The sequence below is a fragment of the Propionispora hippei DSM 15287 genome, from assembly GCF_900141835.1.
GTDB classification, from domain to species: Bacteria; Bacillota; Negativicutes; order Propionisporales; family Propionisporaceae; genus Propionispora; species Propionispora hippei.
Genome location: NZ_FQZD01000017.1, coordinates 34,753 through 61,603 on the forward strand (window position 1 = coordinate 34,753; position 26,851 = coordinate 61,603).

20 protein-coding genes and 3 tRNA genes are annotated in these 26,851 nt (G+C 47.7%); 19 read left to right on the top strand and 4 right to left on the bottom strand.

The features are described from left to right. Nucleotides 1–89: 89 nt before the first annotated feature. From F3H20_RS11230 to F3H20_RS11285, 12 genes are all read left to right on the top strand, one after another. Nucleotides 90–1,334 (top strand): diaminopimelate decarboxylase family protein, encoded by a 1,245-nt coding sequence (locus F3H20_RS11230; protein ID WP_091743903.1) that lies wholly within the window; start codon nt 90–92, stop codon nt 1,332–1,334. Nucleotides 1,335–1,851: 517 nt separating this feature from the next. Next, a complete protein-coding gene (locus F3H20_RS11235) occupies nt 1,852–2,694 on the top strand; it encodes a fumarate hydratase (protein ID WP_091743902.1) in 843 nt (280 codons plus the stop codon). A gap of 15 nt (nt 2,695–2,709) precedes the next feature. Beyond that, nucleotides 2,710–3,267, top strand: a complete 558-nt coding sequence (locus F3H20_RS11240) for a Fe-S-containing hydro-lyase (protein WP_091743901.1) — start codon at nt 2,710–2,712, stop codon at nt 3,265–3,267. A gap of 64 nt (nt 3,268–3,331) precedes the next feature. Then, nucleotides 3,332–3,952, top strand: coding sequence for a succinate dehydrogenase (locus F3H20_RS11245; RefSeq protein ID WP_091743900.1), 621 nt, complete (start codon nt 3,332–3,334; stop codon nt 3,950–3,952). Between the two features lie 77 nt (nt 3,953–4,029). Next, complete coding sequence (sdhA, locus tag F3H20_RS11250; RefSeq protein WP_091743899.1) at nt 4,030–5,781, top strand: succinate dehydrogenase flavoprotein subunit; 1,752 nt, start codon at nt 4,030–4,032, stop codon at nt 5,779–5,781. Nucleotides 5,782–5,799: 18 nt separating this feature from the next. After that, complete coding sequence (gene sdhB / locus F3H20_RS11255) at nt 5,800–6,558, top strand: succinate dehydrogenase iron-sulfur subunit (protein WP_149735022.1); 759 nt, start codon at nt 5,800–5,802, stop codon at nt 6,556–6,558. A 192-nt stretch (nt 6,559–6,750) separates the two neighbouring features. Then, nucleotides 6,751–6,827: transfer RNA gene (locus F3H20_RS11260), tRNA-Pro, on the top strand. Between the two features lie 15 nt (nt 6,828–6,842). Further along, a tRNA-Gly gene (locus F3H20_RS11265) sits at nt 6,843–6,916 on the top strand. 13 nt (nt 6,917–6,929) lie between these two features. Beyond that, nucleotides 6,930–7,005: transfer RNA gene (locus tag F3H20_RS11270), tRNA-Arg, on the top strand. Nucleotides 7,006–7,318: 313 nt separating this feature from the next. Continuing rightward, complete coding sequence (locus F3H20_RS11275; protein ID WP_149735023.1) at nt 7,319–9,304, top strand: methyl-accepting chemotaxis protein; 1,986 nt, start codon at nt 7,319–7,321, stop codon at nt 9,302–9,304. Between the two features lie 471 nt (nt 9,305–9,775). After that, nucleotides 9,776–10,675, top strand: a complete 900-nt coding sequence (locus F3H20_RS11280) for a DUF535 family protein (protein WP_188128296.1) — start codon at nt 9,776–9,778, stop codon at nt 10,673–10,675. 157 nt (nt 10,676–10,832) lie between these two features. Beyond that, nucleotides 10,833–11,423 carry a hypothetical protein gene (locus F3H20_RS11285; RefSeq protein ID WP_149735025.1) on the top strand — a complete coding sequence of 197 codons (591 nt, stop codon included), beginning with the start codon at nt 10,833–10,835 and terminating at the stop codon, nt 11,421–11,423. A gap of 269 nt (nt 11,424–11,692) precedes the next feature. Here F3H20_RS11285 and F3H20_RS11290 read toward each other — a convergent pair whose 3' ends face one another. Together F3H20_RS11290 and F3H20_RS11295 are read right to left on the bottom strand one after the other, a co-directional pair. Then, nucleotides 11,693–12,391, bottom strand: coding sequence for a DUF421 domain-containing protein (locus tag F3H20_RS11290; protein ID WP_149735026.1), 699 nt, complete (start codon nt 12,389–12,391; stop codon nt 11,693–11,695). 20 nt (nt 12,392–12,411) lie between these two features. Next, on the bottom strand, nt 12,412–12,930 hold the full coding sequence (locus F3H20_RS11295) for a hypothetical protein (protein ID WP_149735027.1): 519 nt from the start codon (nt 12,928–12,930) through the stop codon (nt 12,412–12,414). A gap of 817 nt (nt 12,931–13,747) precedes the next feature. On the opposite strand from F3H20_RS11295, the gene F3H20_RS11305 reads away from it, so the two are divergent. Then, the gene (locus F3H20_RS11305) at nt 13,748–14,887 is read left to right on the top strand and encodes a two-component system sensor histidine kinase NtrB (RefSeq protein ID WP_149735029.1); all 1,140 of its coding nucleotides are present in this window, start codon (nt 13,748–13,750) and stop codon (nt 14,885–14,887) included. Nucleotides 14,888–14,943: 56 nt separating this feature from the next. On the opposite strand, the gene ppx is transcribed toward F3H20_RS11305, so the two are convergent. Beyond that, nucleotides 14,944–16,470 (bottom strand): exopolyphosphatase, encoded by a 1,527-nt coding sequence (gene ppx / locus F3H20_RS11310; RefSeq protein ID WP_149735030.1) that lies wholly within the window; start codon nt 16,468–16,470, stop codon nt 14,944–14,946. A gap of 147 nt (nt 16,471–16,617) precedes the next feature. Between ppx and F3H20_RS11315 the strand changes: the two genes are divergently transcribed. After that, on the top strand, nt 16,618–18,168 hold the full coding sequence (locus F3H20_RS11315) for a Ppx/GppA phosphatase family protein (protein WP_149735031.1): 1,551 nt from the start codon (nt 16,618–16,620) through the stop codon (nt 18,166–18,168). 5 nt (nt 18,169–18,173) lie between these two features. Further along, a complete protein-coding gene (locus F3H20_RS11320; RefSeq protein ID WP_149735032.1) occupies nt 18,174–20,267 on the top strand; it encodes an RNA degradosome polyphosphate kinase in 2,094 nt (697 codons plus the stop codon). 2 nt (nt 20,268–20,269) lie between these two features. On the opposite strand, the gene F3H20_RS11325 is transcribed toward F3H20_RS11320, so the two are convergent. Further along, on the bottom strand, nt 20,270–20,728 hold the full coding sequence (locus F3H20_RS11325; RefSeq protein WP_149735033.1) for a DUF441 domain-containing protein: 459 nt from the start codon (nt 20,726–20,728) through the stop codon (nt 20,270–20,272). A gap of 652 nt (nt 20,729–21,380) precedes the next feature. On the opposite strand from F3H20_RS11325, the gene htpX reads away from it, so the two are divergent. The 4 genes from htpX to F3H20_RS11345 all read left to right on the top strand — a co-directional run bounded on the left by htpX (nt 21,381) and on the right by F3H20_RS11345 (nt 26,828). After that, nucleotides 21,381–22,247 (top strand): zinc metalloprotease HtpX, encoded by an 867-nt coding sequence (gene htpX / locus F3H20_RS11330; protein ID WP_149735034.1) that lies wholly within the window; start codon nt 21,381–21,383, stop codon nt 22,245–22,247. A gap of 193 nt (nt 22,248–22,440) precedes the next feature. After that, nucleotides 22,441–23,685, top strand: coding sequence for a DUF445 domain-containing protein (locus tag F3H20_RS11335; RefSeq protein ID WP_223191734.1), 1,245 nt, complete (start codon nt 22,441–22,443; stop codon nt 23,683–23,685). A gap of 152 nt (nt 23,686–23,837) precedes the next feature. After that, on the top strand, nt 23,838–25,118 hold the full coding sequence (locus F3H20_RS11340; RefSeq protein ID WP_149735036.1) for a DUF445 domain-containing protein: 1,281 nt from the start codon (nt 23,838–23,840) through the stop codon (nt 25,116–25,118). 93 nt (nt 25,119–25,211) lie between these two features. Then, complete coding sequence (locus F3H20_RS11345) at nt 25,212–26,828, top strand: peptide chain release factor 3 (protein ID WP_149735037.1); 1,617 nt, start codon at nt 25,212–25,214, stop codon at nt 26,826–26,828. The last annotated feature ends 23 nt before the right edge of the window (nt 26,829–26,851 follow it).

A 26,851-nucleotide genomic window follows, 5' to 3' on the forward strand; every position in this document is an offset into this window, starting at 1 on the left:
ACCATTTCAGCGATTTGTGAGATTGTACGCAAGTCGCTTTTTGTGTTTTATGGCGGCTTCTTGTCCAACTATATTGAGGAGGTTTTAACATGGCGGAAAAGAAACTACCATTTTCTAAAGATGAAATTCACAGGATTATTGAGGAATATAAAACGCCTTTTCATATTTATGATGAACAGGCTATCCGGGACAATGTGCGCGCTTTATTGAATGCCTTTGCCTGGGCGCCTGAATTTAAGGAGTATTTTGCCGTAAAAGCGACTCCCAATCCTTCCATTATGGAAGTTTTGCGGGAAGAAGGTGTTGGGGCCGACTGCAGTTCGCTGGCGGAACTTTTGCTGGCAGAAAGAGCCGGGCTGCAGGGCGAGGAGATTATCCTGACCTCCAATGATACGCCGGCCATTGAATTTAAGAAAGCCCGTGAAATGGGTGCCGTGATCAATCTGGACGATATCAGTCATATCGATTATCTGGAAAGACATGCCGGCATCCCGGAGGTGCTTTGCTTCCGCTATAATCCGGGCCCGCTCCGGGAAGGCGGCAATGCTATCATCGGCAATCCGGAGGAATCCAAATACGGACTGACCAGAAAGCAACTACTGTCGGCCCTGGCCATTGTGAAGGAAAAAGGGGTAAAACGCTTTGGCCTTCATACCATGGTTGCTTCCAATGAACTTGATCATAATTTCTTTATTGAAACCGCTCATATGATGTTCGATTTAGTATTGGAAGTTAACCGGTCATTGGGTATCCGCATAGAGTTTGTCAATTTCGGCGGCGGTATCGGTATTCCGTACCGGCCGGAGCAGGAAGCAGTCGATCTTGAACGTCTGGGCCAGGGTATCAAGCAGGCGTATGAGGAAAAGATCGTGGCTAACGGACTGCATCCTTTAAAACTGGCGATGGAATGCGGCCGTATGGTTACCGGTCCTTATGGTTATCTGGTATCCACCGTTTTGCATAAAAAGGAAATCTACAAAAATTATGTCGGACTTGATGCCTGCATGGCCAACCTGATGCGTCCCGGACTTTATGGGGCCTATCATCATATTTCGGTAGTCGGTAAGGAAGACTGGCCGAAAGGGTATATCTACGATGTAACCGGCTCACTTTGCGAAAATAATGATAAGTTTGCCATTAACCGCAAGCTGCCGATGATTGATATCGGCGATGTCGTGGTGATTCACGATGCCGGTGCCCATGGGCACGCTATGGGTTTCAATTATAATGGAAAGCTTCGCTCCGCTGAGTTACTGCTGCGGCCGGACCGCAGCGTGAAGTTGATCCGCCGCGCCGAAACAATTGAAGATTATTTTGCAACGCTGGAGTTTTAAAACAGAGAGTAGTGTTGAGAACGAGATTCTCGGCACTACTTTTTTATCTTTTATTAGGGCATGCCTGAAAACCATCCGAAACGCCCCCTGACGGTAATTTTTACACCATACTTCGTTAACATTTTTTGCAATAGGGCCCACTATTCCTTCAAAATGTTGCCTTGTCTGGCGCAAAAATTACTCGCCACGGAACATTCCGTTAGCTCTCAGACACGCCCTAGGAAAGAACTGCGGGAGTCCGATAGCTTTACGAATAGACAGTCCTAAAAAATCCGATAATATTGCCAAGAGTTTGCTTGTTTTTTTTGTTCAGAACAGAACAATAAATTGTTTACTGTTTTATGTAGATAATTGGCAAACCAATTTATCTATGGTATACTAAAGCGTAGATTGTACTGGTTAACGGTAGGTTACCTATGTGAGTGAAAATATGAACTTGCAGAAAATCCATCTAATAGGATAGGATAAGCCGATAGACCAAGTTAACGTACAAATAAAAAATAACGGGGGGTATTGGATGCGCACGCTCGAGGTTGACCAAATTACGCAGGCAATAGCCAAGATGTGTATGGAGGCTTGCTATTATCTGCCGGAAGATGTTTACAGCGCACTGGTAAAGGGACAGCAAACCGAAGAATCTCCGCTGGGAAAAGACATTATCGGTCAAATTATTAAGAATGCCGACATTGCCAAAAATGAGGACAGGCCGATCTGCCAAGATACTGGCATGACGGTCATTTTTATGGAAATTGGACAGGATGTCCACTTTACCGGCGGCTGTTTGGAGGACGCGGTGAATGCTGGTGTAGCCAAAGGGTACACCGAGGGGTATCTTCGTAAATCCGTTGTGGCGGAACCGCTCTTTAATCGCAAAAATACTACGAATAATACACCTGCAGTACTTCACACGTCCATTGTTCCCGGTGACAAGGTAAAAATTAAACTGGCGCCGAAAGGCTTTGGCAGTGAAAACAAAAGTGCTTTAAAAATGCTTGTACCGGCCGATGGTGTGGAAGGCGTGAAAAAGGTGGTTTTAGACACCATTATCCACGCCGGAGAAAATCCGTGTCCACCGATTGTCGTCGGTGTAGGAATCGGCGGAACGATGGAAAAGGCGGCATTGCTGTCGAAAAAGGCTTTGGTCCGTTCCATCAGCAAACGCAACGAGCATCCGGAATACGCTAAACTGGAAGAAGAGCTGCTTGAATCAATTAATAAAATCGGTATTGGACCGCAGCTTGGCGGAACGACCACCGCGCTGGCTGTTAATATTGAGTGGTATCCGACTCATATTGCCGGTCTGCCCGTTTCTGTAAATATTAGCTGTCATGCTACACGGCATGCTGAGATTGAACTGTAGAGGAGGTGCTGTAAGATGAAAGAAAAAATTCGTATTACTACCCCGTTGACGGAAGAGCAGTCCCGCAAACTGAAAGCAGGCGACAGTGTACTGATTACGGGAACGATCTTCAGTGCCCGCGATGCAGCGCATAAAACGATGACGGAAGCCCTGGCCCGCGGTGAAAAATTGCCGGTGGACTGGAATAATCAAATTGTATATTATCTGGGACCTACTCCGGCTAAACCGGGTGATCCGATCGGTTCGGCAGGACCGACTACCTCGGGCCGTATGGATGCGTATACGCCGACCATGCTGGCGCAAGGGATTAAAGGCATGATTGGCAAGGGTTCGCGTTCGGCGGCTGTGGTGGATGCCATGAAAAAACATGGTGTTACTTATTTTGCGGCTGTTGGCGGCGCGGCAGCGTTAATTGCTAAATCCATTAAAAAATATGAAGTGCTGGCATACCCTGATCTGGGCCCTGAGGCAGTGGCTGCTTTGACGGTTGAAGATTTTCCGGCTATTGTGGTAATTGACTCGGAAGGCAACAGTTACTATGAAGAAGGTCAGAAACCCTATCGCAGACTGTAGAAAGAAACGGTGAATTTTTCAGGTATAGGTTTGGCCTATACGCAATATTACAGGAGGTTGAAACATGAGTAATACAGATTTTTACATTCGGCGTCTGCACTCCATTTGTGGGGTTGCACCTATCGGCGTTTTTTTGCTGGAACATATATTTTCGATTTCTACAGTTTTGGCGGGACCCCATGTTTTTGATGAAACCGTTGCCCATTTAGCGAGCATTCCCCACCCGGTTCTCTTGACCATGGAAATTCTGTTTATTGCCATTCCGCTTTTGTTCCATGGCATTTACGGCGCTTATATAGCCTTGCAGGCTCAGAATAATGTGGCAAAATACGGTTATGGCCGCAACTGGCAGTTTTATCTGCAGAGAATGAGCGCCTGGTATACCTTTGCGTTCATTATCTGGCATGTAGGCTATCTACGCGTCTACATCAAGGGGATGGGACATGGCGAAATTGGTTATGCACTTATGCACAATTATTTAAGCAATCCTGTAGTGTTTGTTTTATATGCAATTGGTTTGGTTGCTGCCATCTATCATTTTACCAACGGTTTGTTTACGTTCTGCATTACCTGGGGCATTACAGTAGGACCGCGTGCGCAAAGCATTGTGAACAAAGCGGCTTGGGGACTGTGTATTCTGCTGTCGGTTATTGGTTTGGTTGCTCTGGCCGCCTATGTGGCATAATTGGCAGGTAAATCAATAGATACGGTTTAACCAGTAGGTAATTATTGTATATTTATGATAATAAGGAGAGAACCCAAGTGAAAAAGAAAATTATTGTTGTTGGTGGTGGCTTGTCTGGGTTAATGGCTACCTTGAAGATTTGTGAAGCCGGCGGCGAAGTTGAATTATTCTCCTATTGCCCGGTAAAGCGCTCTCATTCGCTTTGTGCCCAGGGCGGCATCAATGCCTGCATGGATACAAAGGGTGAAAATGATAGTACGTATGAACATTTTGATGATACCGTTTATGGCGGTGACTTCCTGGCCGATCAGACGGCAATCAAGGGCATGTGTGAAGCCGCACCTAAACTGATCAAAATGTTTGATCGCATGGGCGTTCCCTTTACCCGTACGGCCGAAGGTATTCTTGACCTTCGTAATTTTGGCGGCCAGAAAAACAAACGTACTTTGTTTTCCGGTTCGACGACCGGTCAGCAGCTCTTATATGCCCTGGACGAGCAGGTTCGGGCCTGGGAAGTAAAAGGTGCTGTTACTAAATACGAATTCTGGGAATTTATCAAAGTCATTAAAAATAAAGAAGGCGTTTGCCGCGGTATCGTAGCGCAAGATATGAACGCTATGGAAATCAAAGCGTTCCGTGCCGATACGGTTATCCTGGCAACAGGCGGCCCCGGCATGGTGTTCGGCCGCTGTACCGCTTCGACGATCTGTAACGGATCGGCCGTATCTGCTGTGTACCAGCAGGGCGCGCATATTGGCAACCCCGAATTTATTCAAATTCATCCCACCGCTATCCCTGGTTCAGACAAAAACCGTTTGATGTCTGAAGCTTGCCGTGGTGAAGGCGGCCGGGTTTGGGTATACAAGGATGGCAAACCCTGGTACTTCCTGGAAGAAATGTATCCTGCCTATGGCAATCTTGTACCCCGTGACGTGGCATCCCGCGCTATTTATGATGTGTGCGTAAACCAGAAGCTGGGTATTAATGGCGAGAATAAGGTATATCTCGATCTTTCGCATATTCCGGCCGAATATCTGGAACGTAAATTGGGCGGTATCTTGGAAATGTATTCGGAATTCGTGGGCGATGACCCCCGTAAAGTTCCGATGCAGATTTATCCGTCTGTCCATTATTCCATGGGCGGCATCTGGGTAGATACCAAACACAATACCAATATTCCTGGCCTTATGGCCTCCGGCGAATGTGACTACCAATATCACGGTGCAAACCGTCTGGGAGCAAACTCGCTGCTTTCCGCCGCTTATTCCGGCACGGTTTCCGGTCCGGAAGCTATGCGCTGGGCCAAAGAAGGCAATAAAGGCTCGGAACTAACCGATGAAGATTTGGCGAGGGCAGCAAAAGAGTGCCAGGATGAATATGATGCGATTCTCAAAATGGATGGTACGGAAAATGCTCATGAACTTCACCATGAACTTGGCGATTTAATGAACCAGTACGTTACCATTGAACGGGTAAACAAAGACCTGGATTATTGCTTCGAAGAAGTAAAGAAAATTCTTCAGCGTTGGAATAATATCGGCTTATCCGACAGAAGAACCTGGGCTAACCAGGAGGCTATGTTTGCAAGACAACTGCGCAATATGATTATTTACGCTCTGGTTGTAACTAAGGCAGCACGTATGCGTGATGAAAGCCGCGGGGCTCACTTTAAACGGGAGTTCCCTGAACGTAACGACGAACGTTTCATGAAAATAACCGTTGCGGAGTTCGATCCGGCAACCGAAGAACCTAAGATCAGCTATGGCGACTTTGATCATTCCTTGGTGAAACCGCGTCCGCGTAACTATGCTGTTGCTAAGAAAGAGTAAGAGGGAGGTAAATTAATCATGGCAGAAACAAAGAAAAAAGTACATTTTATCATAGAAAGACAAGATGGTCCTACTTCCCAGCCTTACACGGAAGAATTTGAAGTAGACTATCGCCCGGCACTTAATGTGGTTGCGGCGCTGATGGAAATTCAGAAAAATCCTGTAACGAAGGACGGCAAGAAGACAACGGCTGTTGTTTGGGAATGCAATTGTCTCGAAAAGGTATGCGGCGCCTGCATGATGGTTATCAACGGTAAGGCACAGCAAGCATGTGCCGCTCTGATTGATCATCTGGAACAGCCGATCAGACTGGCTCCGGCAAGAACCTTCCCCGTTATCCGGGATCTTATGATTGACCGTTCGGTCATGTTTGAAAGCTTAAAAAAGGTACAGGCTTGGGTAAAAGTGGACGGCAGTTGGCAGATTCATAATGATGCTCCCCGTCAAAACCCTAAGACTGCCGATACAGCTTATGAGATTTCCCGTTGCATGACCTGCGGCTGCTGCATGCACGCTTGTCCGAATGTAAACTCCGGTTCCGATTTCATTGGACCGGCTCCGATGGTGCAGGCTCATTTATTTAACCTGCATCCTACCGGCGAGTACAATAAGGAAGACCGTATTAACGCATTGATGCAAAAAGGCGGTATCAGTAGCTGCGGCAACAGCCAAAACTGCGTACAGGCTTGCCCGAAAGATATTAAGCTGACCGAATATATTGCCAAGTTAAACCGTGATGCTAACAAACAAGCTTTGCTGAACATGTTAAATAAGTAATTAAGGAATAAGCAGCACCTTCTGTCTTAACGGGAGGTGCTGCTCCTTGCATATTGACAATGTAAGGTATGTATGTTATTATAATTAAGCTTAAAAGAGAGATTTTGTTTAAAATGATCATTCAGCAATGCTGGTGAAAAGAAAAACATTGACAAAATATTAAGAATGAAGTAGAATATATTTTGTGATTAACGGGGCGTGGCTCAGTTTGGTAGAGCACCTGGCTTGGGACCAGGGGGTCGCAGGTTCAAATCCTGCCGCTCCGACCATATTTAAAATGTTATGCGGGTGTAGCTCAATGGTAGAGCACTAGCCTTCCAAGCTAGCTACGAGGGTTCGATTCCCTTCACCCGCTCCATATTTTTGTCAATGCGCCTGTAGCTCAGGGGATAGAGCAACCGCCTTCTAAGCGGTTGGTCGCACGTTCGAATCGTGCCAGGCGCGCCATGTAAATTTAATGAAATGGGCCTTCCGGTAAAGCGGAAGGCCTTTGTGTATTATAAGTACCCAGGTCTATCATTTGGGAGACAAAAAACAAGACAGTTAGGTTTTGGATTTTTAATATTTGGTTAAGCTGATTGACTGGTTCTAAGAGTTTTGGTAAAATGAGTATATTATTTTTAGAGTATTGATATTAATGGATAATTGTTATTTGAGTATGCCGGGGTAAATAAGCAACCGCCTTTGGTAGTTGATTATTTTATGCCGGAAGCTGTTTCAACTAGTTGATTTTGAAGTACATAGAGAAGGGATTGGAATTATGCATATTCGTAGTTTAGGAGTTAAAGGAAAAATCATGGCAATTGTCGCCATGATAGTATTGGTGGCCATCGGAGCAACCGTCGGGCCGATTTTGTATTTACAGACTGAAAAGATGTATCAAAGCTACCAAAATGAAGCGCTAAGCAGTAGCAGGGCCATGGAAGAAATGTTTAGTGAAAGTGAACGGAAAACAAAGGCGGTGGCTAATTTAGCAGCTTTGTTGCCGGGACTGGCGGAAGCCGCTTACGCCGGTGACGGGCCTAAACTTTTGCAATTAATTCAGGATGTACCGAAAAGTGGTGTCGACTATGTTACGGTTACCGATAAGAACGGTGTAGTTCTGGCCCGGACTCATTCCTCAAAAACGGGGGACAGTATTGCTAACATCTACGCGGTGCAGCAGGCCATGATCGGTAATACGTCCACTACAGTGGAAAATTCCCCGGCTACGCCGCTAAGCATTCGAACTTGCCTTCCGATTCGTTTGCCAGGCGGACAGGTTGTGGGAACGCTTTCCGTTAGTATTGACGGAGCACAGCAGACATTAGTGGATAAAGTAAAAGAAATTTACCAGGTGGATGCAACTGTTTTCGGTGGCGATACCCGGGTAAGCACCACGGTGATGAAGGATGGGCAGCGGGCGATTGGAACCAAAGCCAGTGGAGCCGTCATTGCCAAGGTATTGCAGGAAAAAGCGATCTATACGGGAGTGGCCGATGTAAACGGCAAACCCTATGTTACGGCGTATCGCCCCATTTTGGGAGCCCAGGATGGGACGGTAGGCATGCTGTTTGCCGGAAAGAGCCTGGAGCAGTATTACGCCGATCGCAATCACCAAATTTTTGTTACCGTTATTGCGGCATTGGCTGTGCTGGTATTATGTCTTGGTCTATCTTATTGGTTGACTAAAATATTTTGTGTTCCCTTGGAAAAACTTACTGTGGCCGTGAAGGCATTTAGTCAAGGCAATCTGTCGGTTACGGTTGATCATGTAGCGACTGATGAGTTCGGTACACTGGCTCAGGGCTTTAACAATATGGGGACCGAATTGAGAAAGCTGGTCGGTATGGTAAATAGTCAGGCGGAGCAATTGGCGGCCTCCTCGGAAGAGCTTACCGCCGGGACAGAACAATCAGCCTTGGCCTCACAACAGGTCGCGACCTCTATCACTCAAGTTGCCGAAGGAGCGGCTATGCAGCTTGCAGCCGTGGAAGAGAGTGTGCAGTCCATCCGCCAGATGTCGGACCTTGTTCAGCATGCGGCAGAGCAGATGGAGCAGGTTGCCGCCGAAGCGGCTGAGACATCGGCAAAGGCTACGCAAGGTGATGCTATGGTTAAACAGGCTGTGAGTCAAATGGATCATATTAAAAGCGCTGTAGGTACCTCGGCTGAACTTGTGACCGTGCTGGGAAGCCGTTCGCAGGAAATTGGACAAATTATTGACACGATTAGCGGTATTGCGGGACAAACCAATCTACTTGCCTTGAACGCTGCGATTGAGGCGGCAAGAGCGGGCGAACAGGGACGGGGATTTGCGGTTGTGGCGGAGGAAGTACGGAAATTGGCGGAACAGTCCCAGGCAGCAGCTCAAAAGATCACCGAACTGATCAACGAAATCCAGCGGGACACCGAACAAACGGTACAGGCTATGCACAACGGCACGAAGGAAGTCGGGAATGGTGCAAAAATTGTCATGGCTGCCGGTAATGCCTTTCAGGAAATCGAGCGAAGAATTTCCCGGATAAACAGCAGTGTAGGCACGTTGTCTGTTTCTATGCAAGAGATTAATCAAAGTAACAAGGCAGTGGTTGGCAATATTGATAAGATTGACAGTCTTAGCAAAGCAGCTGCTGCGGAAGCCGAAACGGTATCGGCAGCGACTGAGGAGCAGTCGGCGTCTATGGAGGAAATGGCGGCCTCAAGCAGAGGTCTGGCGGATATGGCGCAAAATCTGATAACGGCGGTAGGAAAATTTAGTATTTAAAAAGTTTTTGTTGCAGATAATACAACCCTGCGAGAATGTTGTAATTGTTTTGTCACATTTACTTAGTACACTAAAGATGGCCAAACGATTACATATGTTGTTCCGGCAGCCTGCGACCTGCCAGAACGAGGCAAGGCTCCTTATCCACCCCAAGGATAAGGAGCCTTGTTTATATTTATTTTTTAAAAAGGTTGCAGTTTTTTTGCCTTTTTCAGGTATTTTTCAGAATTGCATGCTATAACAAATAAGCCAATCAAGAGCTGATAACTTGCCAGGCTTAAAACGCTAGGATCATGGCAGCTATTTTTCTCAGCCCCAAGAGGAGGAAGTCAGCATATCCGATGTATGCTGACTGATGACAACAAGGGGTACGGATATAGACCGCCAGTATTCACTGGATTAAGGCTGATTGGGTATTTGATTTCTGTAAGGAGTAAAAACATGAAGGCGTACAGCCTTGGAGGTTATAGCATGAGACAGTATATTGAGATCAGTCATGAATTGTATGCGACAAAGACTTTGGAGAACTATTGGCGGCGGCCTGTATTTGTTGTTAGGGCATTGCTTCATAACAGGCATATGCAGGAATTAATTCACTTTTTTGCCGCTGACTCCATGCTTAAGCATTTACCTCTGACCCGCAAATACGCATTTGAACAGGCAGCGAGACACTGGTTTTACCGGCAGTCCAATTTTTGGGGACGAATTAAATTAATAAAAGAGCATTATTCCTTGTTTGTGTCCCTGATTAAAAAAGATGCTTTACAACATATCTATTCGGGAGGCAGTGTCATTCTTTGGGAGCAGGACTATAAGGGAGGACGGCTGCAGATGGAAGTATGTTTTCATGACTGTCATAAGAAGGAAGGCTTGCTGGCAATCGAATTAAAGCTGGATGGAGAACGGATTCAGCAAGTGACTTTTTGGGGAGGTTATGAAACCGGGCAGGAACCGGCTATATGGATTGGCGCATTGCAGGGAGCACCCGACGGGCGGCAAATGAATCATGATCTGACTAAATTTTGCTTCGGCTATCGTCCGCACAATCTGGTGCTGTATGCCGTTCGTTGTTTCGTCAGAGAGTTGGGCTTCCGGCATATATATGCGGTATCCAATTATGGGTTTTATACCGGCAATCATCTGCGGCTGGACCGTAAGCTGAAACGGTCACTGGATATGTTCTGGCAGGAGATCGGCGGGACGTTGACCGAAGACCGGCGTTTTTTTGCTTTACCTCTAGAGGAGCTGCGTAAGGATTTGAGTGAGGTCAAATCCCACAAACGCAATCTTTACCGGCAGCGTTTCGCGATGCTGGACTGTGTGGATGCTGCAATCAGTGAAGCTATTGCAACAAAATTAATAGGTCAATAAAAAGAAGTTGAGCTGTCCGATTATGTCGGCAGTTCAACTTCTTTTTATTCGTGTGAACGCTTGTGTTTTTAATTTTGCAGCAGCCGGGCAAACTAGTTAAAGATTAAATGATTAAGTCACTCCGGGAAGGAAGGGCGAAGAGACAAGGGGCGTTTATATGGGAGAGCATGCAAGGGTGAGGCTGATTCTTACCAGTGGCTGCATACTGGCGCAAATTCTGGTGATGCTGGGAATGGCCGGGCAAGAGAATTGGGAATTTATGCGCGGAGCGGCTTGGGGTGCGATATTGCTGCTTGCCTATACCCTCTGGGAAATAAAGTGTCGGCTGTACATGAACAATTACGTACGGGCCTTGATTGTCATCACGGTTGTTGCTGACAGCTATATTGGCGGTTATTTAGGCTATTATATGACGTCACAGATTTTTGACAAAGCACTGCATCTGTTTGGCACCTATTCTTTTGCCTTGTTTTTTTACATATTGCTGGCTCAGTTGATCATCCGTCAGCCGGTTAATCGATTGTTTACCTGTTTGTTCATTATTTGCCTCGGTATATCGCTGGGAGTGGTTTATGAACTGCTGGAATTTGCAGTTGATACAATCAACAAGCCTCTTATTCCGGGGCAGGCGAGTCTCGTGGATACCGATCTGGACCTGCTTGCCGATACCGTGGGTGCGGTTATTGCCGCTGTTCAGCTTGCGTATACCCGTTTGGGACGGTATCTGGCCGACAAGCTGTTTTCCTAGCGTAAGGCTTCGTTGTCGTCACCTATAATCGATAGGGGTATCCATCTCCGCCTTTTCTTACGAAAAACCTCGCAAATTAATTCCCCGCTTCAAGTTGGGCGGAACACTAGTGACCCGCTCAACTTTAAAGCTGGAAGAAGATAATGAGGCAAAATTTTGTCGCCAAAGCAGAGGGAGGAGCTATACCGCCAGTATGTCAACTGAAGACAACGGCGGTTGAGGAAGTCGTACACCTATCAGCAAATTCTGCATTCAAGGCTAGAGGAGCGCTAGATTTTGGCCGGGGACGGTGCCGGGCTGATATACAGTTTTCCCTTGGAATCAATCGCTGCATAGCTGACCTTATCGGGACTGGTAATTCCTTTGCCGGCAAGCTGCCCATTCAGCCAATCGAGAGAATAATTTCCTTGCAGGTTTTTGTAGATTACTTCGCCGTCCATGATCAGTTCAAGAGGAAAAGTCGGATCCTGCGAGGCTAGCTTGATATCGCTTCTGGTTACCGTTTGGTAATCGGATTTTTTTATAACGCTTAGATTACCGGAGGTTTCCACTACGGCGTACTGCACTTCGGCAGGATCCAAAATGCCTTGTTGGCGCAACTGCCCGTTCAGTTCATCCAGGTCGTAACGGAGTTTTCCCATGTTAGCAGTCATAATGCGGCCATTTTCAATAACTACTGTGGGAGAACCGTCAATGAGTTTGCGTAACCGGCGGCTCCGGATGGTCAGATGAGAAATGAGGTAGGTAAGGAGAACAAACAGGACCAGATCGTAATAATGACTCAGGGTTTTATCCGGATCGGCTGCGGCTACATTGGCGGCAATGGAACCGATGGTAATGCCGCTGATATATTCATATAAGGTCAACTGTCCGATTTGTGTGTTACCTAAAATACGGGTAAAAATAAGCAGGCTTAAAAACACCAGCGAGGTTTGCCAGGTGTCACGAAGAAATTCTGATCCGACCATTGTTCCACTCCCTATCGTTATCAGTCGTTTGGCTGATCGTCTTTATTTTTTTGTTTCGGTAACGGTTTCATCGCCGGAACGATCCGGTATTCCGGCTGTCTGTTGACGGATAGAAGATTGCGAAGTACAAGCGCCTGTACGATACCTAAAATGGTCGCGCTGATGATATTGGACAATACCGTGTAGACCGGCAGGGGTGTGGTGCCTTCTGTTTTGAATAAAGTAGTTATGGCGTAAATAGTAAACCAAACCGTCATGAAATAAAGCCAGCTTTTGAATACCAGATTCCGGCTGGAAATCTGTGGTGTAAGCTGAGCGAAAACTGCACCCAGCATACCGCAGAAGACAATATGCCCCAGCAGGGCAAGAAACGTTTCGCTCGAGGTGAAAGGAGGTACATGGCCGTAAAGGATGATAGCCATCCAGTCGACAAAACGCAAGGTTGTTAAATGAAACATGCCGGCTGTAAAGCCCCAGACATTGGCGGTTATACCACCGATGGTACCGGCAAGAAAACCGTTTGTAATCCGATCTTCCATAATAAGTACCTCCTTGTTATACTGTTATAGATAGGATGAGAATTTATTAAAAATATATTCAGGGCCCTGTTCATTGAAAAGTGTAAGTTTTTTTACAAGGATAGGAGAAAGAAAGCCAGCATATCGAACATATGTGAGCTGACGACAACGCTTCAGGATGGGAAAAAAGTCGTGAGATAACCAAAGTTTTAATCCGGTCAAGGTACCGAGAGTATGCCGACTGACGACAACGAAGTAATCAGGGAAATAGACCGCCAGTATTCAATGGATTAAGAAAGATAAAGTAGTGGCTTGGTACGCTTTCTATGAGGAATTAGCGATAAGGGATGGATAGTGGATGGAGAATAAAGCAGCCTTATGTCATAGTTGCCGGTATTTTTATGTTACTTGGGACAGGAACTTTCCTTATGGTTGCAGGGCCATGAATTTTAAGAGCCGAATACTACCCTGCCGAGAAGTACGCCAGGCAGCAGGGGTGGATTGCTTGGATTATGTCGAAAAGGATAAGCCCTTGTAATGGTGAAATAAGAGGTTTTTATGGAAATTAATGTAAAAAGATATAAATAATGTAATAAAAGAAGGGCTTAAGCTGAAAAATGATGGTTGAAAATTAATTTTATGTAAAAATATGGATAAATTTTCTGTTTTATAATAGGAAAAGCCCCTTTTGGGGCTACCTATTTTCGACAGAGAGGAGTTTTTTTCGCCGGATCATGTCGGTTTTTTACGAAAAGTAAATGGACTAATTTAGAAGGAGATACATTATTTTACAAGAATGTTATAAGCATTTCAATTAATTCGAATTGAGGTGCGAATCATGTATTCAGCGGAAGCGGCAGCCAGTAAGTTGGTACATTACTCTCGTGAAGATGAATATAAAGATTATTTTGAAACAACGACGACCGGCATTCTATACCTCGACAGTAACGGGAGAATTAAAAATTTAAATAGAGAAGCAGAACGGATTTGCGGCATTGACCGGAAGCGGGTACTGGGAAAACAGGCTGAACAGGTGTTTCAGGATTTCGGCTACAAATTTCTGAAAGTATTTTCACCTGCTGATTGTGACAATCTGTATACTACCAGTGTAAGAATCAATGTAAACGAGCAGGCTCTCTACCTGCATATTAATGCACTGAAGCTAACCGGATCAAATGGGGAAACGACAGGCATGATCGTCATTTTGCAGGATGTTTCGGCGGTCCGGGCAGCGATTAAGCAAATACAGACAACACAGATGCTGGTTTCGCTGGGCGAATTGGCTGCCGGTGTGGCTCATCACGTCAGGACGCCGCTTACCACGCTGAGCGGTTATTTACAGGTCATGCTGGGGCGTCTGGAAAACGATCAGTATACTGTAAAGCGCGATACCCTGGAAGTATTGCTGGATGAAGTGTCCTATATCAATGATGTGGTAAAGGAACTGGTGTTGTTTGCCAAACCGCCGGTGAACAAAGAACCGCAGGTAGATATTAACCGGATTTTGCACGAGGCGCTGCTGCTTACTTTTAAAGATCTGGGTGGTGAAAAGATTAATATTCACAAGCAATTGGCGACCAATTTGCCCTTAGTTGCCCTGGATATTAATCTGGTTAAACAGGCCGTCGTCAATATCATGCAAAACTCCCTGGAAGCTATGGCGGAGGAAGGGACGCTAACCGTGAAGTCCTGGTTGAATTCGGAATTGAACATGCTGGTCATTGGGATATACGATACGGGCAACGGAATCCCAACTGAGATCTTGTCGCGGATTTTTGAACCTTTTTACACGACCAAGCTTGACCGGATGGGGCTTGGGCTGCCAATTGCCCACCGTATTATCAGTGAACATGGCGGGTTTATCCATGTCAATGCCGATGAACAGGGCGGTACGAAAGTAAAGATATATCTGCCCATTGTCGATGACAGGCTCCGCCGGTTGACGGTCGTGCACCAGCAACTGTTAAACCTGCAATAAACAGATAAGCCAAGAGGTCGCCTGACGTAACGTCGGGCGACCTCTTGGCTTATTCATTATATGAAACATTCCTCGATTTCCAGTGCCAGGCCAAGATCCTTTTTGATCCACTTGTCACACTTTTGCAAGGCTTGGCGTTCAATCGGAGCCGGTTCACTTAAGTACAGCTTGAGGACGGCGGCCTTCGTTTTTATCAACGCCTGTACCGTTTTGACCAGGCCCATCTGGGTGACGTCCAAGCATTCGGCGATGGCCAGCAGCATGGCTAGCTTCCGGGCAATATGCCAGTCCCCTTCATCTAAAAATTCACTATAGATTCTATTGCGGTAGTACTTGGCCGAAGTGCCGTTGTGCCAGCCGGCAATGACGGCAGCCAGTATTTGCTCGCGGTGTGTCAAACCGAATAGGCGGGCGTTTTCAATTAGGTATGAACTGTGGCGGGGATGATCATAGTAATTGATAGTGATGCCGATGTCGTGCAATAAGGCTGCCACCTTCAGCAGTTTTTTGTCGCCCGACCGGAGTGCCAGATGATCCTGCCAGCCGTCAAACAGGGTTTCAGCCAGGGCCGCTATATGATAGGCGTGATTTGGATCTCCCTCGTGAGCCAGCAGGACGTTATGGGTACTATGCTCCAGAATATTCTTCATGATCGGGGGTTGTTGGTATTTGGCTTGATAGTATTGCAAGAACAGCCCTTCCCGGACACCGCAGCCGCTGATGACCAACTGAGGGGCCTGGGTTATGTCGAGTAACCCTTTGACGATGTTAACACCGGCGATAATGATGTCAGCCCGCTCGCTGCTAAGTCCGGGCAGTTTGCGGCGCTGAGCCAGGCTGGTCTTGTCAATCAGCTCCAGGATTTGGTCAAAAGACAGAGGGCCCAGACGGTAATTATGTACTTTGGCAAAGGGATAGTTTTTAAGCCTTTGGTCTATTTTAGCAATATTGCGGGCCGTGCCGCCGATGCCGACCAGCGGAGCAAAGATTCTCTTCAGCCAGGGCAGGCTGGCAAGCTGAGCCTGGATGAAGGCCTGCAATTCGGCGATTTTGGCATCATTGACTTTGTCCTGCAGACCGAAGCGTTCGGTCAGCGTAACGGCACCAAAGGGCAGGCTGATGCTTTGCTTGATTTGCCGGTTTTTCACCAGGGTCAACTCCGTGCTGCCGCCACCCAAATCAAACAACAGGCCGTCCGTAAGGTCGATAGTGTTCATTGCGCCGATAAAGCCCAGCTCTGCTTCCAGTTCACCGCTGATTACGTCCAGCAGGATACCGGTTTCCCTTTCCGCCAGAGCGATAAACTGATCGCCGTTTTTGGCGTTGCGGACAGCAGCGGTGGCGACGCCGATGATTTTGTCCACCTGAAATAACTGACACATGTGAGCAAAAATTTTTAGCGTGCTTAACGCCCGGCCAATGGCTTCGGGCTGTAAGTGTAAAGTAGCATTCATGCCTTCGCTTAACCGTACCGACTCTTTTTGATTGTAGACCAGATTATAGGCACCTTTTTCGTAAACATGCATGACAATCAGGCGGGCGGAGTTGGAGCCTAAATCAATGATTGCAATCCGTTCTGTCACAAAGATCACTCCTATTGCAAAATGTATTGTATTTCCGGTTTATAATATTTTTACTAAATTTACAAAAGCATAACATAAAATTGTATAAGGCAGAAAGGGGTTTCGACACGGGCATGTCGAAATTACATTTATTATGGAGGTGAGTACATGTCAGGAAAGGCTCCTGACCTGTTTGCCGCCGTGCATATCGGGTCAGAACAAATCAGTTTACAAATTGTGGAATATAAAAGCCTGCAGGATATTAAAGTAATTGAGAGGGCCAATTATCAAATGGTCCTGGGAGAGGAGACCTTCAAGACCGGACAGATCAGTTTCAGCGCGGTCAGTGAACTGTGCGAGCTGCTTAAGGGCTACCGGCGCTTGCTGGCAGAATACGGTGTTACGGAATATCGGCTGGTGGCTACGACAGCCATCAGAGAAGCTGATAACCAACAATATATTATTGACCAGATCCGGGTAAAAACGGGCTTTCGCGTGGAAGTAGCCGGGATGACCCAGGAAATTTTCTATAAGTATGTGGCACTTTATCGCCGGATGCAGGAGGCTCAATTAGCCAACCGGACAGACGCGGTACTGTTTGTGGATATTTCGTCAGGCGGTTTAGGCATTACCTTATATAAACAGGGCGCTTTAATTTATCAGCAGAATCTTCATATTGGCATTTTGCGTATTAAGGAAAGCTTTGAAAAGCATCAACGGGAATCGCTGCATTTTCATAAAGCCCTGGAGGAATTTATTTATAGCGTCATTGCGCCGGTTCAGGAAGAGCTGGGCAGACATCAAATTAAGTATTTGGTGCTGTCCGGCCTGGAGACCAATCTATTACTGAGCATTTTGGGGCGGGAACCGCAGGAAGCAGTTTCTTATATCAGTTTACATGATTTTTACCAATTATATAAGCAGGTTGTTAACTTAAATTTATCGCAAATCATTGATATCTTCAATCTGGCTGAAAATAAGGCCGATATGGTGCTCCCTACTATTATACTATACCGGCAGATTATGGCACTAACCGATGTGGAACAAATTGTTATTGCCAACGACCAGTTTATTGATGGAATTACTACCTTGTATATTGCGGAAAATACAAAAGACGCCTGGTTACAGGATATTGAGGCGCAACTGGTCAGCTTGGCACGGAGTTTTGCCCGCCGGTATCGCTACAACGAAGCGCATGCGGAAAAGGTGGAAGAGATCGCGCTGATTATTTATGACCGGATTGTAAAGCTCCATGGCATGGGGAAACGGGAGCGGCTGCTGTTAAAAGTGGCGGCTATTTTGCACGATATCGGTAAATTTATCAATTTGCGCCGCCATTATCTTTACTCCTACCGGTTGATTCTGTCTTCGGATATATTGGGCTTTAGCGAGGAAGAAAAGATTATTATGGCCAGTGTGGCCTATTATCACTCCAAGGGAACGCCGTCGGATTTTGAAAGCGGCTTTAACAGCCTGACCAAAGAGCAAAAGGTGACAGTAGCGAAGCTGGCGGCTATTTTGCGGCTTGCTAACTCACTGGATTGTACACACCGGCAGAAAATAGTGAAATGTACGGCTTCCTTTAACGAAGAGATGCTGTTTGTCGCCGTAGAGGCAAGAGAGGACATTTCGCTGGAAGAGTGGACTTTTGAAGATAAAGCGAGATTTTTTGAAAATGTCTTTGGCATCCGGGCAATTTTAAAGAGACAGGCAGGTTGATAACGGTGCTTACTAAACATGAAAACTTTATTAACCGGGAATTGAGCTGGCTGAAGTTTAACTCCCGTGTATTGGGAGAAGCCAATGATAAACAAAAGCCACTATTGGAGCGGCTGCGCTTTTTAGCCATTACCAGTTCCAATCTGGATGAATTTTTTATGATCCGCCTGGCGGGACTCAAACACCAGTTGGAAAGCGGAATTAATAAGATGGATGCCGCCGGCCTTACCGTCAGGGAACAGATTGACTTAATCAGCGAGTCGGCTCATGATCTGGTGAGGGGCCAATACCGTTTTTTGAAGGGTACGTTAAAGGATATCGAAGAGCATCAGATATATTTCCGCGATATTGATGATTTTAACGGCAGGCAGAAAGAGTGGCTCGATGATTACTTTCACAACACGGTCTATCCGGTTATTACTCCCATGGCGGTTGATGCCAGCCATCCATTCCCGTTTTTGGCGAACCGGACGCTAAACCTGGCGGTTACCCTGGTAAGGGATGACGAGACCAGCATGGCGGTTATCCCCGTGCCCAGGGGACTGCCGCGCATTGTGGCGGTGCCGGGGACTGACGGTAAGCAGGAATTTGTTTTCCTAGAGCAGATTATGATGAATTATGCCCAGAACTTATTCTACGGTTATAAAATAAAAGACATTGCGGTGTTTCGGATCACACGCAATGCCGATTTGTCCATTGATGAAGATGACGTAAAGGATTTATTGATCGAGGTTGAAAAATCTCTGCGTCAGCGTAAGCGAGGACAGGCGGTACGCTTGGAGATTGCCAAACGGGCTAATCCGGTCCTGCGCAGCTTCCTGATCAACGCACTGAAAATTTCCGAGCCCGATGTGTATGAAATAAACGGACCGATCGATTTGACCTGCATGATGAAGTTTGTCGATTTGCCCGGCTGTGACGCGCTGCGTTATGCCCCGCTGGTGCCGCAGGTCCCGGCCGACTTGATTGATCAGCCTGATTTATTTGCCGCCATCCGTAAAAAGGATATTTTGCTGCACCATCCGTTTGAAACCTTCCGGCCGGTAGTTGATTTTGTCCGGCAGGCGGCAGCGGACCCCAAAGTACTGGCTATCAAGCAGACCCTGTACCGGGTCAGCGGCAACTCGCCGATTGTATTGGCACTGGCCCAGGCGGCGGAAAATGGCAAGCAAGTGACCGTGCTGGTGGAGCTCAAAGCCCGTTTTGACGAGGAAAACAATATATTGTGGGCCAAGCGCCTGGAAGAAGCCGGCTGTCATGTTATTTACGGCCTGGTTGGTCTGAAAACACACGCCAAGATGATTTTGGTTGTTCGCCAGGAGGACAGCGGTATTAAACGGTATGTTCACATGGGAACAGGCAATTATAACGATACCACGGCGAAGGTATACACTGATATGGGGCTGTTTACTGCCAACGATCAGTTTGGCGCCGACGCCTCGGGCTTTTTTAATGTACTGTCCGGTTATTCCGACCCACCGGTATGGAATAAAATTGTGGTGGCGCCGCTGGGGCTGCGGGATAAGATTGAGGCACTGGTTGATCGCGAAATTAAATCCGCCAAGCAGGGGCATCCGGCGCGCATCATCGTCAAGATGAATGCCTTGCTGGATAAGGAAATTATTATAAAATTATACGAGGCTTCCCTTCATGGGGTGAAAATCGACCTGATTATCCGCGGCATCTGTGCGCTCAGGCCGGGGATGGAAAAGGTGAGTGAAAACATCACCGTACGCAGCATTGTCGGACGGTTTTTAGAGCACAGCCGTATTTTTTATTTCTACAATGACGGACTGGAACGGGTTTATCTGTCCAGTGCCGATTGGATGCCCCGCAACCTCAATGACCGGGTGGAATTGTTCTTCCCGGTTGACGATACGGCCCATGTGGAACGGATTAAAGAGATATTGGACCTAATGCTTAAGGATAACCGGAAAGCTTATGTCATGAAAACAGACGGAACCTATCGCAAGGTGGATAAGCGGGGCAAAGAAATTAATTGCCATGAAGTATTGATGGATGCTGCCCGCAAAGCTGCCAAAGTGGCGGAAATACCTTTAGAGCAGCGGTTAAAGCCGATGTACCGGAAGGATTTGTAGGTTCAGCCTTGCAGTAATTTGAGCAGACTCATCAGCAAGGAAAGCAGCCCGGCAGCAATCAACGGGCCGACGGCGATGCCCTGAAAGAAGGCAACGCCGATCACTGTGCCCAATACGAGGGAGGTCACCGTTTCCGGCGAGGCCTTAACCAGCGTGATGCCCTGGCCGGCAGCCCAGGCTACAAATATGCCGATAGCAATAGCAGACAGCCCTTGAAGATTGCCGAAGGAGGCGTACATGTCGCGCAAACTTATTTTTCCTGAAGCCAGCGGCGCGAGAATGGCAATGGTTAACAGGGTGATTCCCCAGTTCAGACCTTTACTTTCCAGTAGCGGGAACCAGGCGGTCAGTCCCAGCAGTTTCAGGATAAGCAGGACGGCGGCAGCGAGGGCGACCGATTGATTTTGACCGATTACGGACAATGCCAGGATGAGAAGTAAGGGAATATTGTCCCAGGACATATGATCACTTCCTTTTGTGTAGCGTGAAATCAGAATTCCCGTGTGAACCACTGATTTATTCATACCGTGCATTTTGGCGATCTTTTCCGTCTGCCTGCGTCAAGTAAAACCTTGAAATAGTGACCGCTATTCCTGCGGTTTACTTCCTTGTCAGCCGAAAGAATGTCTCACCAGTCTGGCAGGCTCATTAAATCAGCGGTTCCCTAGTGGTTCGCCAATTTCGAAAGTGCAAATTAATTTGCGGGAATTTTTTCGTAAGGCAGGGCGGAGGAGACGCACCTATCGAACATAGGTAAGTCGACGACAACGAGGCCTTGTGGAAAAAGAACAGTAAAGGAATTGTATTTTCAGAGTTGGTGGATCATTAGTATCATATTACAAGGCGGCGTTATCTGCAACGGGAAGCGCCTGTTTGCCGGCAGCCTTGTCCCCAATCGGTGCTTTACAAGACCAGAGAAGTTTGTTATAATGTAAGTAATTAAAAAAAGAAGTGAACCTTAGGGGAGTAGCTTGTAAGGACAGCATCAACAACCGATGATTATCATCTGGTGTTGTTCGTTGGATAATACCCAATAAAGCAAGACCTTTGGTATGATCATCGTCATACCAAAGGTCTATTTTTATAGTAAAATAGAAAATGGAGGAAAATGATATGAACTCACTGAAAACGACAATCTTACTGGCGGCGCTAACCGGGTTATTACTCGCTATAGGCAATATGTTTGGCGGTACGCACGGCATGCTTCTCATGTTCATTTTTTCAATCCTCATGAATTTTGGCAGCTATTGGTTCAGTGACACGATTGTTCTCAAAATGTACAATGCCCGGGAGGTAGACGCACAAAACGCCCCTGATTTAATTCGTTTGGTGGCCAATTTGGCCAAAAAAGCGGCATTGCCAATGCCGAAGGTGTACATTATTGATACCAATACACCCAATGCCTTTGCCACAGGCCGCAATCCGGAGCATGGCGCTGTAGCGGTGACCACAGGCATTATGCAGGCCCTTAACCGGGAGGAACTGGAGGGCGTGGTAGCCCATGAGTTGTCTCACATCAAAAACCGTGATACTCTGATTAGCACTGTTGTTGCCACAATTGCCGGGGTCATTTCGATGATTGCTAATATGGCGCAATGGGCGGCGATCTTTGGTACTGGCCGCAGTGATGATGACGATAACGGAATCGGCGGTATTGTAGGGTTTGTTTTCTTGGTGGTACTGGCTCCCCTGGCAGCGACTTTGATCCAACTGGGTGTATCCCGCACCCGGGAATATCAGGCTGATAAAACCGGCGGACTCATGTCCGGCAACCCCTTGGCCTTAGCCAGCGCCCTGCAGAAAATTGAATACTATGCCAAGCATGCGGCGATGCCTGCGGCGACGCCGTCTACTTCGCATCTTTTTATTATCAATCCGCTTAGTGGCGCAGGCTCCTGGATGACCAGTCTGTTTAGCACTCACCCGTCTACGGCGGAACGGGTTGCCAAGCTGCAGCAATTGGCCAGCCAGATGCGCTAACATAGTATTTCCCTAGTTTTTCTGGAGATATTTCATTTTAAAATGAAATATCTCTTTTTTCTGGCTATTGCCGGAAAAGTAACGTTGCAGGACATATTATATGGATATAAGAACGTCTTAGATAGGAAAAGTGTCCGGCAGCGAGAAATAATGATAAGAAGCCGTAGTAAAGCGAGGGTGTCGGATGAAATCCATGAAACATAAAGCTAACCTGATATTGGGAATTACCCTGTTAGTTTGCCTGGCAAGTTATCCATACCGGCATACCCTGGGCGGCGGTCTACTGTGCGCGGTAGCCAGTGCGGCGCTGGCAGGCGGGTTAGCCGACTGGTTTGCCGTGACGGCCTTGTTTAGAAAGCCGTTGGGCTTTCCCTGGCATACGGCGATGATCCCCCGAAAGCGGGAGCAAATGTTTCACGCTTTTTCTGTTATGGTGCAGGATGACCTGCTGACAGGCAGTAATATGGCCAGGACACTGTGTGGTTATGACACTACGGCGGTTATTCTGGAGTACTTATATAAGCAGGATGGCAAACGGCAGGTAGAAAAGCTGCTTCGTCTAGCACTCTTGGCGTTGGCTCAGCAGGGAAAAGCCCGCCAGACCGCGCATTTGTTGAATCAGTTGGTGCAAAAGAATCTGGCGAACCTTTCCCTGTCGGAACCGCTTTTGCTGGGAGTTGCCTGGTTGCTGCGCCGAAAATATGATGCTGCCCTAGTGGTTTTTGTCCTGGAGGAAGTTAGCCGTCTCATCCGGCAGCCACAGTTTTTGTCGATGCTGTCACCCTTGTTGGCCCAGGTCCAGCAAAGCTATGAAAAAGAAAAAGTCCGGCGGAAGGTATTCGATCAGTTGTTCCAACTATCGGCGGATCAGGCTGGCCGAGCCATTCAACGAGCTTTGACCGCCCTGTTGGAGGCCATGAAGCAACCGGAGCACCCGGCGCGACGGCTGCTTCATAACTGGCTGCGTCAAAAGATGCGGCAAGTCCAAAGAGACCGGACTTTGCGCCGTCAATTGGATAACTGGCTTAAACAACGACTGGTTGAGAGGCGGCTGGGCGAGCAGCTATTTCCGGCGCTGCAGCGCCTCTTGCAGGCTGATACGATAGACAGGCAGCGCCTGCTATGGGAACTGGGACGGTTGTCACGGTACCTGGAACAAATACTGGAAGAATTCGCCGGCAATGAGGCGGCCAGAGCGGCGGCAGATCAGGTGATAAAACAAAGACTATGCTGTTTTGTGGAACGGCGCGGAGCTGAGATTGGCCGCTTGATAAAAAACAGTCTGGAGCAATTCAGCAATGATTGGCTAATAGGTTTCATTGAGGATAAAGTCGGCCATGATCTTCAGATGATCCGGATTAATGGTTCCCTGGTGGGCGGGCTGGCCGGCGGTGTCATTTTTTTGCTTGACCGGGCGGTTGATTTTTTTAGTGTTTAATTCGGCGGGTTATGAAGAGAAAGGGGGGCGTCTCTAGCGTCAGTCGGCGAGGAAGCACTATGCCGCACCCCCGCCTTGCAGAAGAGAATCTATCCCGAGTCTTTTAGCTGAACTGTGAACGTGTCACTACACTAGGAGTGAGAATATTGGCTATGTCGTATAGGTATAGGGCCAACTGGATATTGGGATTGCTTTTTGCTTTATTTTTGCTTGTCCGCGTCATAAAACAAGCTATGCCAGGTGTTTTTTTGCTGGATGTATGCCATGCCGGGCTGGAGGCTGCCTTGGCCGGCGGCATTGCCGATTGGTTTGCCGTGACGGCTTTGTTCAGAAAGCCGCTGGGCTTTTCCTGGCACACGGCTATTTTAGTGCGTAACCGCCAGCGGATGATTGAGGCCATCGCCGATTTTGTCGAGCGCGACTTGCTCAGTGTTGCTGCTCTTAAGCAGCGGTTAGCCCAAACTTCAGTTACGACGGTGTTGATCGCCTGGGTGGAGCGGGAGGGACAGACCCAGCCCATTCTGACCGATTGGTTGCTCCGGCATCGCCGTCTGCTCGTTGCCTGGCTGCATTCTTCTGTCATGACCCAATTGTTGGAGAATGTGATTAAACAGGCGGCAACTGACAGCCTGCAACTGGCGCCAACTGCCAAGCAGGCCGTAGGCTGGATGATTGAACAGGGCTATTACCGCCATTTCTTCGATTGGGTAGCTGCCGAATTATTGGGCTTGGTCCGTTCCGATAAAAGCAAGGACGCCATCTACCAATATTTACAGGAGTTCAAGGCAAGCAAGGAGCGGTCATTATTGGGCAAGACTGTCATTTGGCTGGGGGAGCAAACCGACAGTATTAATCTGGAGGAGGCCGCCGCGGCGGTGCATGCCGAGCTGGTACTGGCCGTCGAGGAATTTGCCGGCGGCGAAACACCGCTGCGGACCTGGCTGGAAGAGCAGGTGATCAACCTGGCGGAAACATTCCAGCAGACAGCAGATTGGGATGAAGCCGTAGAGCACTGGAAAGTAGCTGTGCTGACCCAGCCTGAGGTTTACCAGACCGCCGTTAAACTGATCCAGGCCCTGGTAGCCGACTCGCTTACGCCACGGTCGCCTGTGCATCGATGGCTGCTTTGGCAAAGCGGCCGTTTATGGCGGCAGTTTAAACAGGATGCCCCGTTAAGAAAAAGGCTGGACCGGGAAGCCCGCCGATTGGTAAGCCGCATGCTGGAAAGCCGGCATGAGCTGATTGGTTTGGTTATCAGGCAAGCGCTGGCTTCCTTTAGTGACGAACGATTAAGCCGGTTTGTCGAAAGTAAGGTGGGCAATGATCTGCAGTGGATACGGATTAACGGTTCGGTGGTTGGCGGCCTGGTGGGCATCGTACTTTTCTTATTTCTACATTTTCTTTATGAGCCGTTGCTGGCAGTGGTTCATTAAAGCTTCCATAATATAAATATATTTATTTGACAATTTTATTGCCTGTTACTATAGTAGTAGTAGCAATTGAAATGGGAGGATTCTAGCTGGATAATGAATGAATTAATCGAAGAGACAAGAAAGCGGCGCACCTATGCCATTATATCTCATCCTGACGCCGGTAAAACAACCCTTACGGAAAAATTACTGCTGTACGGAGGTGCCATTCGTCTGGCCGGATCGGTAAAGGCCCGTAAAGCGCAGAAACACGCCGTTTCCGACTGGATGGAAATTGAAAAGCAAAGAGGAATTTCAGTTACCTCCAGCGTGCTGCAATTTGATTATAACGGATACCGGATTAATATTCTGGATACTCCCGGTCATCAGGATTTTAGTGAGGATACTTACCGCACCTTGATGGCCGCTGATAGTGCCGTCATGTTGATTGACGTGGCCAAAGGCGTTGAGGAACAGACGAAAAAACTGTTCTATGTCTGCAAGCAACGGGGCATCCCGGTATTTACCTTTGTCAACAAGCTCGACCGGTATGGGAAAAATCCTTTTGAGTTGATGGAAGAAATTGAGAATGTATTAGGTATACGGGCTTATCCGATGAACTGGCCGGTTGGTGTGGACGGCGACTACCAGGGTGTGTATAATCGCAAGTTGGCCCGGATCGAGCTGTTTGAGGGCAAGGGAAATCATGGCAGTACGGCCATGGCCTCTAAGGCAGGAGATGTTCATGATCCGGAATTTAAAGCCCTTTTGGGGGAAACCATACATAACGCTCTTTGCGAGGATATTGAACTGCTGGATATGGCTGGTGATCAGTTTGATTTTGCCAAAGTTAAGTCGGGTGAGCTGACCCCCATGTTCTTTGGCAGTGCCATGACGAATTTTGGAGTTCAGAGTTTCCTGGAAGAGTTTCTGCAGTTAGCGCCGGAGCCGGCACCCCGCTTGTCTTCACAAGGTGAGATCAAGCCTGATGGGGAAGAATTTTCTGCCTTTGTTTTTAAAATCCAGGCCAATATGAATCCGGCCCACCGGGATCGCCTGGCCTTTATCCGGATTTGCTCCGGCAAGTTTACCCGTGGCATGGAAGTGCTGCATGTGCAGTCGGGCAAACCGATCAAGCTGGCTCAGCCGCAGCAGTTTTTGGCGCAGGAACGGGCTATTATTGAGGAAGCCTATCCCGGCGATATTATCGGCTTGTTTGATCCGGGCATTTTCGGTATCGGCGATACCTTATGCCCGCTTGGCCGCGACTTTACCTTTCAGGATTTTCCGGTGTTTCCGCCGGAACAGTTTGCCCGGGTGCAGGCAAAGGACACCATGAAGCGCAAGCAATTTGTTAAGGGAATGACTCAGCTTACCCAGGAAGGCGCCGTGCAGGTTTTCCGGCAGCCCGACAGTGCAGTGGAGTCCTTTGTCATCGGCACGGTGGGCAGTCTGCAGTTTGAAGTGCTGGAATACCGGCTGAAAAATGAGTACGGCGTTACCATCATCATGGACCGGCTTCCCTTTGGCGTAGCCCGCTGGCTGGCCGGCAGTGAAGCGGATATCAAGGCTATCAAGAGTATGGACAGCGGGTTGCTGGTCCAGGATATTAAAGACCGTCCGGTGGCTTTGATTAACAATGTGTGGTCGCTGAACTGGATTATGGAACGCAATCCGAATATACGGTTTTTGACGGTGCCTGAGGATTCACGCAGCATTGAAGAAGGAAATTAAAACACGGCCTGGCGAAAGTGTAT

Excerpts from the sequence above, each read along its gene's own strand:
- F3H20_RS11285 (WP_149735025.1), top strand. The coding sequence starts at position 10,833 with ATGGGAGAGCATGCAAGGGTGAGGCTGATTCTTACCAGTGGCTGCATA.
- F3H20_RS11295 (WP_149735027.1), bottom strand. The coding sequence starts at position 12,930 with ATGGAAGATCGGATTACAAACGGTTTTCTTGCCGGTACCATCGGTGGT.
- F3H20_RS11245 (WP_091743900.1), top strand. The coding sequence starts at position 3,332 with ATGAGTAATACAGATTTTTACATTCGGCGTCTGCACTCCATTTGTGGG.
- F3H20_RS11325 (WP_149735033.1), bottom strand. The coding sequence starts at position 20,728 with ATGTCCTGGGACAATATTCCCTTACTTCTCATCCTGGCATTGTCCGTA.
- F3H20_RS11235 (WP_091743902.1), top strand. The coding sequence starts at position 1,852 with ATGCGCACGCTCGAGGTTGACCAAATTACGCAGGCAATAGCCAAGATG.
- sdhB (WP_149735022.1), top strand. The coding sequence starts at position 5,800 with ATGGCAGAAACAAAGAAAAAAGTACATTTTATCATAGAAAGACAAGAT.
- F3H20_RS11305 (WP_149735029.1), top strand. The coding sequence starts at position 13,748 with ATGTATTCAGCGGAAGCGGCAGCCAGTAAGTTGGTACATTACTCTCGT.
- F3H20_RS11290 (WP_149735026.1), bottom strand. The coding sequence starts at position 12,391 with ATGGTCGGATCAGAATTTCTTCGTGACACCTGGCAAACCTCGCTGGTG.
- F3H20_RS11315 (WP_149735031.1), top strand. The coding sequence starts at position 16,618 with ATGTCAGGAAAGGCTCCTGACCTGTTTGCCGCCGTGCATATCGGGTCA.
- F3H20_RS11240 (WP_091743901.1), top strand. The coding sequence starts at position 2,710 with ATGAAAGAAAAAATTCGTATTACTACCCCGTTGACGGAAGAGCAGTCC.
- F3H20_RS11275 (WP_149735023.1), top strand. The coding sequence starts at position 7,319 with ATGCATATTCGTAGTTTAGGAGTTAAAGGAAAAATCATGGCAATTGTC.
- F3H20_RS11345 (WP_149735037.1), top strand. The coding sequence starts at position 25,212 with ATGAATGAATTAATCGAAGAGACAAGAAAGCGGCGCACCTATGCCATT.
- F3H20_RS11280 (WP_188128296.1), top strand. The coding sequence starts at position 9,776 with ATGAGACAGTATATTGAGATCAGTCATGAATTGTATGCGACAAAGACT.
- F3H20_RS11340 (WP_149735036.1), top strand. The coding sequence starts at position 23,838 with ATGTCGTATAGGTATAGGGCCAACTGGATATTGGGATTGCTTTTTGCT.
- htpX (WP_149735034.1), top strand. The coding sequence starts at position 21,381 with ATGAACTCACTGAAAACGACAATCTTACTGGCGGCGCTAACCGGGTTA.
- F3H20_RS11230 (WP_091743903.1), top strand. The coding sequence starts at position 90 with ATGGCGGAAAAGAAACTACCATTTTCTAAAGATGAAATTCACAGGATT.
- F3H20_RS11335 (WP_223191734.1), top strand. The coding sequence starts at position 22,441 with ATGAAACATAAAGCTAACCTGATATTGGGAATTACCCTGTTAGTTTGC.